Origin of the sequence: Bradyrhizobium sp. HKCCYLRH2015, assembly GCF_051168215.1 — a bacterium.
In the GTDB taxonomy this organism is placed as follows: Bacteria; Pseudomonadota; Alphaproteobacteria; order Rhizobiales; family Xanthobacteraceae; genus Bradyrhizobium.
On record NZ_JBNPUO010000001.1, the window covers coordinates 564411 to 577288 of the forward strand.

General features: G+C 65.5%; 11 protein-coding genes and 2 tRNA genes. 10 read left to right on the forward strand and 3 right to left on the reverse strand.

Annotated elements, in window-relative coordinates:
- The first annotated feature begins 355 nt into the window (after positions 1 to 355).
- The 7 genes from ACQR1H_RS02475 to lepB all read left to right on the forward strand — a co-directional run bounded on the left by ACQR1H_RS02475 (position 356) and on the right by lepB (position 5733).
- Positions 356 to 428: transfer RNA gene (locus tag ACQR1H_RS02475), tRNA-Phe, on the forward strand.
- Between the two features lie 2 nt (positions 429 to 430).
- Positions 431 to 496, forward strand: a tRNA-His gene (locus tag ACQR1H_RS02480).
- Between the two features lie 357 nt (positions 497 to 853).
- Positions 854 to 2005 carry a slipin family protein gene (locus ACQR1H_RS02485; protein WP_434873157.1) on the forward strand — a complete coding sequence of 384 codons (1152 nt, stop codon included), beginning with the start codon at positions 854 to 856 and terminating at the stop codon, positions 2003 to 2005.
- A gap of 53 nt (positions 2006 to 2058) precedes the next feature.
- Entirely contained in the window at positions 2059 to 2631 is a 573-nt protein-coding gene (locus ACQR1H_RS02490) for a 2OG-Fe(II) oxygenase (protein ID WP_434907062.1), read from the forward strand.
- 115 nt (positions 2632 to 2746) lie between these two features.
- Positions 2747 to 3346, forward strand: coding sequence for a 2OG-Fe(II) oxygenase family protein (locus ACQR1H_RS02495; protein ID WP_434907063.1), 600 nt, complete (start codon positions 2747 to 2749; stop codon positions 3344 to 3346).
- A 102-nt stretch (positions 3347 to 3448) separates the two neighbouring features.
- On the forward strand, positions 3449 to 4792 hold the full coding sequence (locus ACQR1H_RS02500) for an RtcB family protein (protein ID WP_434907179.1): 1344 nt from the start codon (positions 3449 to 3451) through the stop codon (positions 4790 to 4792).
- A gap of 158 nt (positions 4793 to 4950) precedes the next feature.
- Positions 4951 to 5733 carry a signal peptidase I gene (lepB, locus tag ACQR1H_RS02505; RefSeq protein ID WP_434886593.1) on the forward strand — a complete coding sequence of 261 codons (783 nt, stop codon included), beginning with the start codon at positions 4951 to 4953 and terminating at the stop codon, positions 5731 to 5733.
- Positions 5734 to 5898: 165 nt separating this feature from the next.
- Here the strand turns inward: lepB and groL are convergent, their stop codons facing one another.
- Positions 5899 to 7539 carry a chaperonin GroEL gene (groL, locus tag ACQR1H_RS02510; protein ID WP_257166717.1) on the reverse strand — a complete coding sequence of 547 codons (1641 nt, stop codon included), beginning with the start codon at positions 7537 to 7539 and terminating at the stop codon, positions 5899 to 5901.
- Positions 7540 to 7686: 147 nt separating this feature from the next.
- Positions 7687 to 8001 (reverse strand): co-chaperone GroES, encoded by a 315-nt coding sequence (groES, locus tag ACQR1H_RS02515; protein WP_315801108.1) that lies wholly within the window; start codon positions 7999 to 8001, stop codon positions 7687 to 7689.
- Positions 8002 to 8381: 380 nt separating this feature from the next.
- On the opposite strand from groES, the gene ACQR1H_RS02520 reads away from it, so the two are divergent.
- The 3 genes from ACQR1H_RS02520 (at position 8382) to ACQR1H_RS02530 (ending at position 11623) form a co-directional block, all read left to right on the forward strand.
- The gene (locus ACQR1H_RS02520; protein WP_315801107.1) at positions 8382 to 8666 is read left to right on the forward strand and encodes an usg protein; all 285 of its coding nucleotides are present in this window, start codon (positions 8382 to 8384) and stop codon (positions 8664 to 8666) included.
- 134 nt (positions 8667 to 8800) lie between these two features.
- The gene (locus ACQR1H_RS02525) at positions 8801 to 9379 is read left to right on the forward strand and encodes a cupin domain-containing protein (RefSeq protein WP_434907064.1); all 579 of its coding nucleotides are present in this window, start codon (positions 8801 to 8803) and stop codon (positions 9377 to 9379) included.
- Between the two features lie 222 nt (positions 9380 to 9601).
- Positions 9602 to 11623, forward strand: a complete 2022-nt coding sequence (locus ACQR1H_RS02530) for an acyltransferase family protein (RefSeq protein ID WP_434907065.1) — start codon at positions 9602 to 9604, stop codon at positions 11621 to 11623.
- On the opposite strand, the gene ACQR1H_RS02535 is transcribed toward ACQR1H_RS02530, so the two are convergent.
- Positions 11561 to 12811: a NupC/NupG family nucleoside CNT transporter gene (locus ACQR1H_RS02535; RefSeq protein WP_316238855.1), complete on the reverse strand. Its 1251-nt coding sequence runs from the start codon at positions 12809 to 12811 to the stop codon at positions 11561 to 11563. The genes ACQR1H_RS02530 and ACQR1H_RS02535 overlap by 63 nt on opposite strands.
- Between the last annotated feature and the right edge of the window lie 67 nt (positions 12812 to 12878).

A 12878-nucleotide genomic window follows, 5' to 3' on the forward strand; every position in this document is an offset into this window, starting at 1 on the left:
CGTGTGAACCCGGATGTCGCTGCGCTCATCCGGGCTACGTGGTGGTCACGTGCTTGTAGTGGCGCGTTTGTAGTCCGGATGAGCGCAGCGATATCCGGGGTATCACGAGCTGCGTGTATGAACCCGCATGCCGCTTCGCTCATGCGGGCGACATTCTTTGATGATCGAGAGATCGAAGTGTATCTAATTAGTAACGACGAGATCGGCAGTGAAAATGAGCGAGATGTTTGTCTTGCGTAAAATGGGAATTGCATGTAGCAGAACGATCCTTCGTGATGACTTTGGTTCGGGCTCGCTGAGATCCCGACTGGCGCGGCCGGTGTCCGGTCCCGTGTTCCGTCGTCGCAAAGAGCAAGGAGTCTGTAGCTCATGGAGAGCGTCGGGTTGAAGGCCCGAAGGCATCGGTTCGATTCCGGTCGACACCACCAAAGGATAGCTCAGTTGGATAGAGCAGATGATTATGATTCATCGGGTCGCGGGTTCGATTCCCGCTCCAGCGCTTCGGTTTAGCCTGAAAAGCTAATCGCCTCTGACGAGGACCGGACGCGCGCTTCAGTCGCGGTCCGGCCGTTTTGCCCAAGAAGAGATTTCAAGGGCATTTCGACCAGATCAAGACACTGCAGAACCGGCTCTGTGCCGCGGTGGATACCGCGTCTGAAGATGTCGGGAAGGCTGCGCAAGGACGCTCGGGTCGATGGCTCGAGCGACCGCGCGCGTGCGCCCGGCATCGTCAGACGCTCAAGCCTCGGCCCGCTCGGTTCAAGCGGGAAGCGTTGTCCGGTCCTCACGTCCTTTGATCGATGACATCAGCGTTTCGGCCGATGGGCCGGAAAGCAAACCGTGGGAGTGTGTTGTGACTTGGCATCTGGTGACGAAGACCGTGACGGTGGAGGATGGTGAGCGAGCGCTGGTCTGGCGCGACGGCCAGCTCGTGCGCGTGCTCGCGCCGGGCCGCCATGCGCTGCTCGATCCGCTGCGCCGGCTGAAGGTGCAGGTCTTCGACGTGGTCAAGACCGAATATCCGGCCGAGCGCTACGCGGTGCTGAAGGCCGCGCGGCCCGATCTCGCTGCGGAGCTGTTCGCGGCGGTCGAGACCGGCGCGAACGAGATCGCGATCGTGAGCCTCGACGGCCGGCCGGCGCATCTGCTCACGCCGTGGCAGACCCGGGTCTACTGGAAGGTTGCGACCGATGTCGAGGTCGAGCGGATCGACATCACCAGCGACGTGCGCGTGAGCGCGCGGCACCTGGCGATGATCGAGCGCAACCGGCCGAGCATCGTGACCGAGGCCGTGGTCGAGAACCACGAGGCCGGTCTGCTCCACGTCGACGGCAAGCTGACCGAGCGGCTGGCGCCGGGCCGGCATGCCTTCTGGGTGGTCGGCCGCAAGATCGAGGTCAAGCGGCTGGATCTGCGGCCCACCGCGCTCGAGATCACGGCGCAGGAGATGCTGACCAGGGATCGCATCGCGCTGCGGGTGACCCTGACGGCGTTTCGCCGGATCGTCGATCCGGAGTCGGCGGTGGCGACCACGCCGGACGTCGATGCGTGGCTGTATCGGCTGGTGCAGTTCGCGATCCGGGAGGCGGTGGCGTCGCGCACGCTCGACGAGGTGCTGGCGGCGAAGGCCTCGCTCGATGCCGAGCTGCGCGACTACGTGCGCGCGCGGTTGGGTGGCTCGGGTGTCGAGGTGACGGAGCTCGGTGTGAAGGACGTGATCCTGCCCGGCGAGATCCGCGACCTCGTCAACAAGGTGGTGGAGGCGGAGCGGCTGGCCAAGGCCAACCTGATCCGCCGCCAGGAGGAGACCGCGGCGACGCGCTCGCTCCTCAACACCGCCAGGCTGATGGAGGAGAACCCGCTGCTGCTGCGGCTCAAGGAGCTGGAGTCGCTGGAGCGCCTGGTCGAGAAGGTCGGCCGCATCGACCTGCATGCCGGTGAGGGTGCAGGCCTCGATGCGCTGCTGACGCGGCTCGTCCGGCTGAAGGCGCCGGATGCAGCGTGATGGACAAGAGAGGCCGCCCACGGGCGGCCTCTCGCTTCCGATGGAGAATGGTGATGACCGAGATGACCTGGAGAGCCGACAACATCGAGACGATCGCGAACTTCTTCTCCGCTGCGGAGTGCGAGGAGTACATCCGCTTGGGCGAATTGATGGGGTTCGAGGAGGCGACGTTGTTCGCGCCTCGCGGCGTGAAGGACTATCGCAACAATGATCGCGTCATCATCGACGATGCCGAGCGCGCGCATGGTCTTCACGACCGGCTTGCCGGGCATCTGGCGCCGTCGTTCCAGCATCGCTGGCAGCCCGTCGGGCTGAACGAGCGGCTGCGGCTGTACCGCTACGACGTCGGGCAGAAGTTCGAATGGCATCGCGACGGGCATTTCGAGCGTGACAATGGCGAGCGCAGCCAGTTCACATTCATGGTCTATCTGAACGATGACTTTGAGGGTGGCGGCACGTCGTTCTGCGACGACAACGGCCTGATGCCGGATGGTCCGTTGCGCATTGTGCCGGAGAAGGGGATGGCGTTGCTGTTCCATCATCCGATCATGCATCGCGGCGATACCGTTACGAAGGGGCGCAAATACGTGTTGCGGACCGACGTGATGTATCGGCGGACGAGGTGACATCGGTAGCCCGCATGAGCGCAGCAACATGCGGGTTCATCGCTGCAAATATTGAGATCCCGGATGTCGCTACGCTCATCCGGGCTACGTACGGCTGCAAAGATGGAGGCGATCCATGACAGACATGAGGTGGAGGGCGAAGAACGTCGGCACGATCGAGGGTTTTCTCTCGTCGAGCGAGTGCGACGAATATATCCGGTTCGGCGAGAAGATCGGTTTCGCGGAAGCACCGGTGTCGACCCCCGCGGGCATGATCATGATGAAGGACGTTCGTAACAACGAGCGCGTCATGGTCGACGATGCTGCGAGGGCGAGGCTGCTCTATGACAGGCTTTCAGTCCATCTGGCGCTGCGCTTCCAGAAGAAATGGACTCCGTTTGCAGTGAACGAGCGGCTTCGGCTCTATCGCTACGATGTCGGCCAGCAGTTCGATTGGCATCTCGACGGATATTTCGAGCGCGAGCCGGGTGAGCGAAGCCACTTCACGTTCATGGTCTATTTGAACGACGATTTCGAAGGCGGGGCAACGTCATTCAGGGACGGCTATGGAGGAGCATCGGTCGGTGATCCGTTTCGGATAGTTCCGAAAATGGGCATGGCGCTGCTGTTCCATCACCCGATCATGCATCGTGGCGATCCCGTCACGAGGGGCCGCAAATACGTGTTGCGGACCGACGTGATGTATCGACGGACGCTCGAGGCTGTCCGAGCCTGACGTTCTGAACAGTCGAGGGCCGCTCATTGGCGAGCTCTCGCGATGTGAACGCGGGTCGACCGAGGCACGACGAAGCTCCGGATGGAATGTGAGAGTAGCATGATGATCGACGGAAACACCTTGATCGCCTGGGGCTTCAAGCCCGGCCGCTGGTTCAAGCAGGGCCTGGCGACCGCCAACGAGATGCGTGCCGCGGGCGCCGATGACGATGCGATCTTCGCGGCGTTGCAGGTGCTGCAGCCGGCGGAGACGCTGATGCGCACCAATGGCGTGCCGTTCGCGATGCTGATCGATGCGGAGAACGAGCTGGAGCGCGCCAATGTCGCAGCGGTGACCCAGCACATGGATGCATTGATGCGGGTGCCGACCATCGTGGCCGGCGCCGTGATGCCGGACGCCTGCCCGTCGGGGACGGCGCTCGGCACCATCCCGGTCGGCGGTGTGGTTGCCTGCGAGGACGCGATCCATCCGGGCTTCCACTCCTCGGACATCTGCTGCTCGGTGGCGGTGACCGTGTTCGCGCGCAAGGACGATCCCAAGCGTATCCTCGATGCCGTCCACGCCGTGACCCATTTCGGTCCCGGCGGCCGCGACCGGCTGCATCAGCTGCCCGACGAGCTGATGGCCGGGTTCGAGGCCAACCCCTTCCTGAAGGGGCTCGAGCGCTTCGCGATCGGCCATTTCGCCACGCAGGGCGACGGCAACCACTTCGCCTATGTCGGCCATCTCAAATCGACCGGGCAGGCGGCGCTGGTGACGCATCACGGCTCGCGCGGTTTCGGCGCACAGCTCTACAAGCGCGGCATGGCCGTGGCGAAGCGGCACACCGCGATCCACGCGCCGAAGGTCCCGGATCACAGCTCCTGGATCAAGGCGTCGAGCGATGACGGCCGGGCGTATTGGGAGGCGTTGCAGGTCGCGCGGCTGTGGACCAGGGCGAACCACCACGCGATCCACGATCTCGCGGCGGCGAAGCTCGGCAACGCCGTCGCGGACCGGTTCTGGAACGAGCACAACTTCGTCTTCCAGAAGAGCGACGGCCTGTTCTACCACGGCAAGGGGGCGACGCCGAACTGGTCCGGCTTCTCGGCCGATGATGACGGACGCACCATCGTGCCGCTCAACATGGCCGAGCCGGTGCTGATCCTCAAGCATCGCGACAACAAGGACGCGCTCGGCTTCGCGCCGCACGGCGCCGGCCGCAATCTCGGGCGGAAGGCTTTTCTGCGCGAGAACCGTCCCGATCTGCCTGATGGCATCGACGCGCGCTTCTATTGCGGCAAGCCCGATCTGTCGGAGCTGCCGCAGGCCTACAAGAACGCCGCGTCGGTGCGGGCGCAGATCGCACGCTACGGGCTCGGCGAGGTCATCGACGAGGTGATCCCTTACGGCTCGATCATGGCCGGCGACTGGGAAGCCGACGCGCCGTGGCGAAAGGGACGGTGAGAGCTACGATCCGGGAGAGGTCGCCCACGGGCGGCCTCTCGTTGACGAATGGGCAGGGGCTGGAGATCATCGGCAGCCGCGTGGCTTCCGGTTCATTTGGTGATTGCGCAGGCTCGGGCCTTCCCTCATCCTCAGGGTGTGAAGAGGGGGAAGACGCGATGACGAGCCTGGCGGTGGGCGCGACCGGGCCGAGGCGCGAGCCGTGGTGGGCGATCGTAGCGATCTTCATCGCGGGCTTCGTGGCTCTTTGCCTGCTGCTGGCTTCGCCGGTGCTGATCCGCACCTTTCTGTTTCAGCCGTTCAACATTCCTTCATCCTCGAACATTCCAACGCTTCTCGTCGGCGATATCTTCTTCGTGTCGAAATATCCCTATGGCTACAGCCGCTTCACTTGGCCGTTGTCATGGCCTTCGTCGCTGCCGCCGTCGGCGCGGATCTGGGGTGCGACGCCTGCGCGCGGCGATGTCGTCGCGTTCTTCCTGCCGAAAGACAATGCGACCGTCTATATCAAGCGCGTCGTCGGACTGCCCGGCGATCGCGTCCAGATGAAGGACGGAGTGCTCTACATCAACGATACGGCCGTCGCGCGCGAGCGGGTCGAGGATCTGACCGGAGAGGCGGCCTGCGGGGGCGATGCGACCGAGCGCGTCAAGCGCTGGCGCGAGACCTTGCCGAATGGCGTGAGCTACGAGACGCTGGATTGCGTCAGCAACGGCTTCTTCGACAACACCAATGTCTTCGTCGTGCCGCCCGGCCGGCTGTTCATGCTCGGCGACAACCGTGACAACTCGACCGACAGCCGCGTGCTGTCCCAGATCGGCTATGTGCCGATCGAGAACGTCATCGGCCGCGCCGCCATGATCTTCTTTTCGGCCGCCGGTGCCGGCAAAGGCAGGCCCGGCCGCATCCGCTTCGAGCGGATCGGGACGATGGTGAGGTAGACCGGTCGCGGATGTCGTAGCCCGCATGAGCGAAGCGACATGCGGCACTGCCGACTCTGCTTCTCGAGACCCCGGATATCGCTTCGCTCATGCGGGCTACGCTCTGAGCAAAGAAAAGGGCGCGGCTTTCGCCGCGCCCTTGGTATCTTCGCGAGGAGGCCGGACTTAGAAGTCCATGCCGCCCATGCCGCCGCCCGGAGGCATCGCGGGGCCGCCGGCGTTCTTCTTCGGCAGCTCGGCGACCATCGCCTCGGTGGTGATCAGCAGGCCGGCCACGGACGCTGCGTTCTGGATCGCGGCGCGCACGACCTTGGTCGGATCGATGATGCCCTTGGACACCATGTTCACGTAGTCGCCCGACTGCGAGTCGAAGCCGTACGCATACTGCTCCTTCTCGAGGATCTTGCCGACGATGACCGAGCCGTCCTCGCCCGCGTTGATCGCGATCTGGCGGGCCGGAGCGGAGAGCGCCTTGCGGACGATCTCGATGCCGGTCTTCTGGTCCTCGTTCTTGGCGCGGACGCCCTTGAGCTGCTCGGAGGCCCGGAGCAGGGCGACGCCGCCGCCCGGCAGGATGCCTTCCTCGACAGCCGCGCGGGTCGCATGCATCGCGTCATCCACGCGATCCTTGCGCTCCTTGACCTCGACCTCGGTCGCGCCGCCGACGCGGATCACCGCGACGCCGCCGGCGAGCTTGGCCAGACGCTCCTGCAGCTTCTCACGGTCGTAGTCCGAGGTGGTCTCCTCGATCTGCGCCTTGATCTGCGCCACGCGCGCCTCGATGTCGGCCTTCTTGCCGGCGCCGTTGACGATCGTGGTGTTCTCCTTGTCGATCATCACCTTCTTGGCGCGGCCGAGCATGGAGAGGTTGACGTTCTCGAGCTTGATGCCGAGGTCTTCGGAGATCGCCTGGCCGCCGGTCAGGATCGCGATGTCCTGCAGCATGGCCTTGCGGCGGTCGCCGAAGCCCGGCGCCTTGACGGCCGCGACCTTCAGGCCGCCACGCAGACGGTTGACGACCAGGGTGGCCAGCGCCTCGCCCTCGACGTCCTCGGCGACGATGACCAGCGGCTTGCCGGTCTGCACCACGGCCTCGAGCAGCGGCAGTAGCTCGTTCAGCGACGACAGCTTCTTCTCGTTGATGAGGATGTAGGCGTCGTCCATCTCGACGCGCATCTTGTCGGCGTTGGTGACGAAGTAGGGCGAGATGTAGCCGCGATCGAACTGCATGCCCTCGACGACGTCGAGCTCGGTCTCGAGCGACTTGGCTTCCTCGACGGTGATCACACCCTCGTTGCCGACCTTCTTCATGGCGTCGGCGAGGAACTTGCCGATCTCGGAGTCGCCGTTGGCGGAGATGGTGCCGACCTGGGCGATCTCGTCGTTCGACGTGACCTTCTTGGAGTTCTTGACGAGATCGGCGACGACCGCCTCGACCGCGAGGTCGATGCCGCGCTTCAGATCCATCGGGTTCATGCCGGCGGCAACCGCCTTGGCGCCTTCGCGGACGATGGCCTGGGCCAGCACGGTCGCGGTGGTGGTGCCGTCGCCGGCCGCGTCAGCGGACTTCGAGGCGACTTCGCGCACCATCTGTGCGCCCATGTTCTCGAACTTGTCGTCGAGCTCGATCTCCTTGGCGACGGTGACGCCGTCCTTGGTGATGCGCGGCGCGCCGAACGACTTGTCGAGGACGACGTTGCGGCCCTTCGGACCGAGCGTGACCTTCACGGCATTGGCGAGAATGTCCACGCCGCGCAGCATGCGGTCGCGGGCTTCGACGCCGAACTTTACGTCTTTCGCTGACATATTGGGTTTCCCTGGTTTTGATCGAGATCCTCGTCCTGAGGAGCCCGCGCAGCGGGCGTCTCGAAGGACGAGATGAGGAGGTGGTTGGGGCCTCATCCTTCGAGACGCCGGCTCAAGCCGGCTCCTCAGGATGAGGGGCAACGGCGCTTAGGCGGCCTTCTTCTTGGCCGCGGTGTCGGTGAGAACGCCCATGATGTCGCTCTCCTTCATGATGAGCAGCTCCTGGCCGTCGATCTTGACCTCGGTGCCCGACCACTTGCCGAACAGCACGCGGTCACCGACCTGAACGTCGAGCGGGACGAGCTTGCCGCTCTCGTCGCGGGCGCCGGGGCCCACCGCGATCACTTCGCCCTGCGAGGGCTTTTCCTTGGCCGAGTCGGGGATGATGATGCCGCCAGCGGTCTTCTCTTCGGCGTCGATGCGCTTGACCACGACGCGGTCGTGAAGCGGACGGAAAGCCATACAGTCCTCCTAAGGTATTGAAGCGATTGTCAGTTTCTGGAGATTTGGCAGTCGGCGCCGGCGAGTGCCAGCACGCGGGCTGGATTTAGGGGAGAGTTTTATGCCGGGCAAGGCCTTGTAGCAGAAAAATTAGCAGTCGATCGCGGGCTCTGCCAAAGCGTTCCGACAGCGTTAACGGAGGCGGAACGAACCGCGAAACCCCGTATTAGCACCTGGGCTAAGTGGCTGCTAATGCAGCATTTTTCAACATGTCGTTAAACATTTAAGCTTGAGATGGGTTGAGGACATGCGTCACATTTCTAGGCAGTGAGCGCATCGTTGCCGGGTGGCTCCATCCCCGGTTGGCCACACGGACATGCGCTCCAGAAACGGAGGTTGGCATGGTGTCGAGGGTTGAGGTTTCCGAGGACTTTCGGAAACAGGTGCTGGGTTACGGGCTGACGACCGCGCAGATCCTGTATCGGATGCCGGACCATCGCTCGCTGCTGCAGACCTATGTCTGGCAGAACTACGACCTGTTTCCGAAATTCCCTGCGCTGCAGGACTTCCTGGCGTTCTGGGAGGAGAAGATCGAGGGCCCGCTGTACTCGGTCACCGTGGCGCATTCCAAGCTGATCAAGCCCGCCGAGCTGCGCGCCGTCGACGGCGTGTTCGTGCTGCATTGAGCTGACAACCCCGCCATCGGTGTCATTCCGGGCTCGTGCTGCGCACGCCCCGGAATGACGACCTTTGTTGGAGCTCTGCCGAGTCCCCCCCAATTGTGATAGCCTCTGACCCGAGGACTCGCAGGGAGAGCGCCATGGCCAAGAAGAGCCGCAGCACCACATCATCATCACGCGCCGCCGCGAAGGCTGCGCCGCGTAAGGTCGCAAAGACAAGGCCGACGGCGAAGACTGTCGCCAAGACGGCCGCCAAGCCGGGCAGGGCGGCTGCACCGTCCGCGCGCAAGGCGCTCGTGAGCAAGGGGCGGCCAGCGCCGGCGCCGCGCCGGCGCAAGCAGAAGGTCGCGATCAGCCATCACCGCGAGGAGGATTTCAGGGCCGACGGCCTGCGCGCCTATGCGCATTATCGCGACCTCGGCATCGCCGACGCGACGCACGGCCTGGCGCGCGCGCATGTCATCCGCATGCTGCCACCGTGCAATCCGCAGGAGGTCTCCAAGTTGCACACCCATGCGGTCGACTTCCAGATGGTCTATGTGCTCAAGGGCTGGGTGAGGAGCTATCTCGAAGGCGTCGGCGAGACGCTGATGAAGGAGGGCAGCTGCTGGACCCAGCCGCCGAAGATCCGCCACATGATCCTCGACTATTCCGACGACGTCGAGCTGCTCGAGGTGATCCTGCCGGCCGACTTCAAAACCGTCGAACTGTCGACGTAAAGCCGACAGAAATGGATGGAAACATCCGCGACGCGGTGGACGGCGGTCCCATCGCGCGTGTGTGTTGACATCCGGTCTCGCGTCATTGGGACGGATGGGCCGGCGACGAATCCGTCAGACGTGTTCGTCGCGGGCTTGCGTAAAGGCGTACCCGTCCCGTTGCCGCGCTTCGTCGTCCAGTTCGCTCCGACCATTGCGTGCGCGCCTCGCACGCGTGCATCGATGCAGCCTCGCATCGCCAACGCGGGCGCCGGCTCGGCTTCAGGTGCAGGCCATCGCGAGGACATCGACTGGCTGCGCGCCATCGCGGTGCTCTCCGTCGTCGCATTCCATTTCGAGGCGCCGGCGATCTTCGGCGGCTTCGTCGGCGTCGACATCTTCTTCGTCATCTCAGGATACCTGATCACCGGCATCATCGCGGCAGAGATGGCGCAGGGCCGCTTCTCGTTCGCGCAATTCTACGAGCGGAGGGTGCGGCGGCTGCTGCCGGCGCTCTACGCCATGGTGGCGTTCGCGGCGCTCCCGGCGTCGCAGGACATGCTGGGCTCCGAGCGCGCCGAGTTCCTCCGTTCCGCGGCCGCCGTCGTCACCTTCACCTCGAACATCTTCTTCTGGCTGCAGTCCGGCTATTTTGACCACGCGGCGGTCGAGAAGCCGCTGCTGCATACCTGGTCGCTGGCGGTCGAAGAGCAGTTCTATCTGGTGCTGCCCGTGGTGGTCTGGGCCGTGCTGCGGCTGGCGCGCGGCCACAGGCTCGCGCTGCCGGTCACTCTCGCGCTGCTTGCCACAGGCTCGTTCGCGCTCGGCCTGATGCTGATGCGCGGCGGCGCGTCCGCGAGCGCGTTCTTCCTCAGCCCGCCGCGCGCCTGGGAATTCCTGCTCGGCAGCCTGGTCGCGATATCCGGCCTTCCCGCGCCGCGGCCGGGTCTCGTTCAGCGCGGCGCCCGCGCGCTGTCGCTGCTGCTGATGGCGGTGCCGATCCTGGCGCTGCGCCCCGGACCGGGCTTCCCCGGCGTCGACGCGCTGGCGCCATGCCTCGGCGCGGCGCTGTTCCTGTGGAGCGGCGCCGGCGTGGCCAATGTGCCGCGCAGCCTGCTGTCGCCGCTCGGCGTGGCGGCGTTCTTCGGCCGCATCTCCTATTCGCTGTATCTCTGGCACTGGCCGCTGTTCGCCTTCGCGCGCTTCGCCAAGCCCGGTCTCGCGCTCGACGGCTGGGAGCGGGCGGCCCTGTTCGTCCTCACGGTCGCGGTCGCCACGCTGTCCTGGCGCTTCATCGAGCAGCCGTTCCGCAACCGCCGGCTCGCGGCGACTCCGCGCGCCGCGTTCGGTCTTGCGGCGCTGGCGAGCCTGCTGCTGCTGGCCGGCAGCGGCGTCGGCCTGCTGCGCGCCGGCGCGGTGTCTGACAACGACCGCGCGGCGCAGCGGCTGGACGCCTACAATGCCTACGACATGAAGCCGGTCTATCGCTACGGCACCTGCTTCACGACACCGGACGGCCGGGTCGCCGAGGATTGTCTGCAGGCGGTGGCCGGCAAGACCAATGTGCTGCTGTGGGGCGACAGTTTTGCGGCCCACTACTATCACGGCCTCAGGGCCCAGCTCGATCAGGACACCGTCAACATCATGCAGGCGAGCCAGCCCACCTGCATGCCGACCTTCAGCGCGGAGACGCAGGGCGTCGCGGCCTGCCGCGCCCTGGCGAGCCAGATGCGCGACTATTTCGCGCAAGCGCGGCCCGACCTCGTGGTGATGTCGGCGGACTGGCTGGAGAACGCGCGCCCGCCGCGGTTCGCCGGCATGGTGCGCGACCTCAAGCAGACGCTGCAACGGCTGCAGGAGGCCGGCATTCCGGTGGTCCTGCTCGGTCCCTCCGTGCAGTTCCGCGCGCGGCTGCCGTCGATGCTGGCACGCGCCACCCTGCGCGGCGTGACGCCCGATCCCGCGGCATTCGTCCGCTCGGACATCTTTGCGCTGGATGCCGCGATGCAGGCTGCGCTGCCGAGTGGCGAGGGCTTTTCCTACGTCTCGATCCTGTCGGCGGTCTGCGAGGACGGCCGGTGTCCACTCACGGTCGGCGACGTCCCGCTGTCCTTCGATCACGCGCATCTCACCGCGGAGGGCTCGCGCCATGTGATGGCCCGGATCGCGCCGCTGCTGCTTCCGCAGACGACGGAGCTCAGCTTACGTCAGCAGGCCGACGATCGCACCCATCAGACAGGTGGTGAGGGTGCCCGAGACGATTGACTTGAGGCCGAGCGCGTTGATCTCGTCGCGCCGCGTCGGCGCCATGGTGCCGAGGCCGCCGATCATGATGCCGAGGCTGGCGAAGTTGGCGAAGCCGCACATCGCATAGAGCATGATCAGCCGCGCGCGCGGATCGAGCGCGCCTGCATCGAGCTTCGCCAGCTCGACATAGGCGATCAGCTCGTTCAGCACCGTCTTGGTGCCCATCAGGCTGCCGGCGGTGACGGCCTGCGGCCATGGCAGGCCCATCAGCCAGCACACCGGCGCCATCACGAGGCCGAGCAGCCGCTGCAGCGAGACGTCGGCGCCGCCGATGGCGGGCAGCAGCGACAGGATCGCGTTGGCGAGATGCACCAGCGCGACGAGCACCAGCAGCAGCGCCACGATGTTCATCAAGAGCTCGAGCCCGGCGCTGGTGCCCTTGACGATCGCGTCCATAGTCGAGGTGGCCTCGGTCCCGGGATCTGCGAGCGCGCCGCCGGTGAGCTGCTTCGAGGTCTCTGGCACCATGATCAGGCTGATCAGGATCGACGCCGGCGCGCCGAGCACCGAGGCGATGACGAAATGCGCGGCAGCGTCGGGGATCAGCGGCGCCAGCAGCGTGGCGTAGAGCACCAGCACGGTGCCGGCGATGCCGGCCATGCCGCCGGTCATGACGAGAAACAATTCGCTGCGTGTCATCTGCGCGAGATATGGCCGGATGAACAGCGGCGCTTCCACCATGCCCAGGAAGACATTCGCGGCCGTCGACAGGCCGACCGCGCCGCCGACGCCGAGGGTGCGCTCCAGCAGCCAGGCCATGCCGCGCACTAAGGGCGGCAGAACTCGCCAGTAGAACAAGAGCGTCGTGAGCACGCTCATCACCAGCACGATCGGCAGCGCCTGGAAGGCGAGCACGAAATCGGCACCGGGCGCCTTCAGCTCGAAGGGCAGGGCGCCGCCGCCGACATAGCCGAAGACGAACGAGGTGCCGGCCCGGGAGGCCGACGAGATGGCGCCCACGACATCGTTGATGGCGCCGAACGCGCGGGCGACGGCGGGGACCTTGAGCAGGACGATGGCCGTCACGAGCGTCACCACCAGCCCGAGCCCGGCCTGTTTCAACGACACCGCGCGCCGGTTTTCGCCGAGCGCCCATGCGATCGCCAGCAGCGCGACGATCCCGAACCCCGATTGCAGCTGAAGCATCAGATCCCCCGAACCCCGTTTCATTATGAGCGCAGGGAACTGCCGCGTGCAATGCCGCGCGGCCATG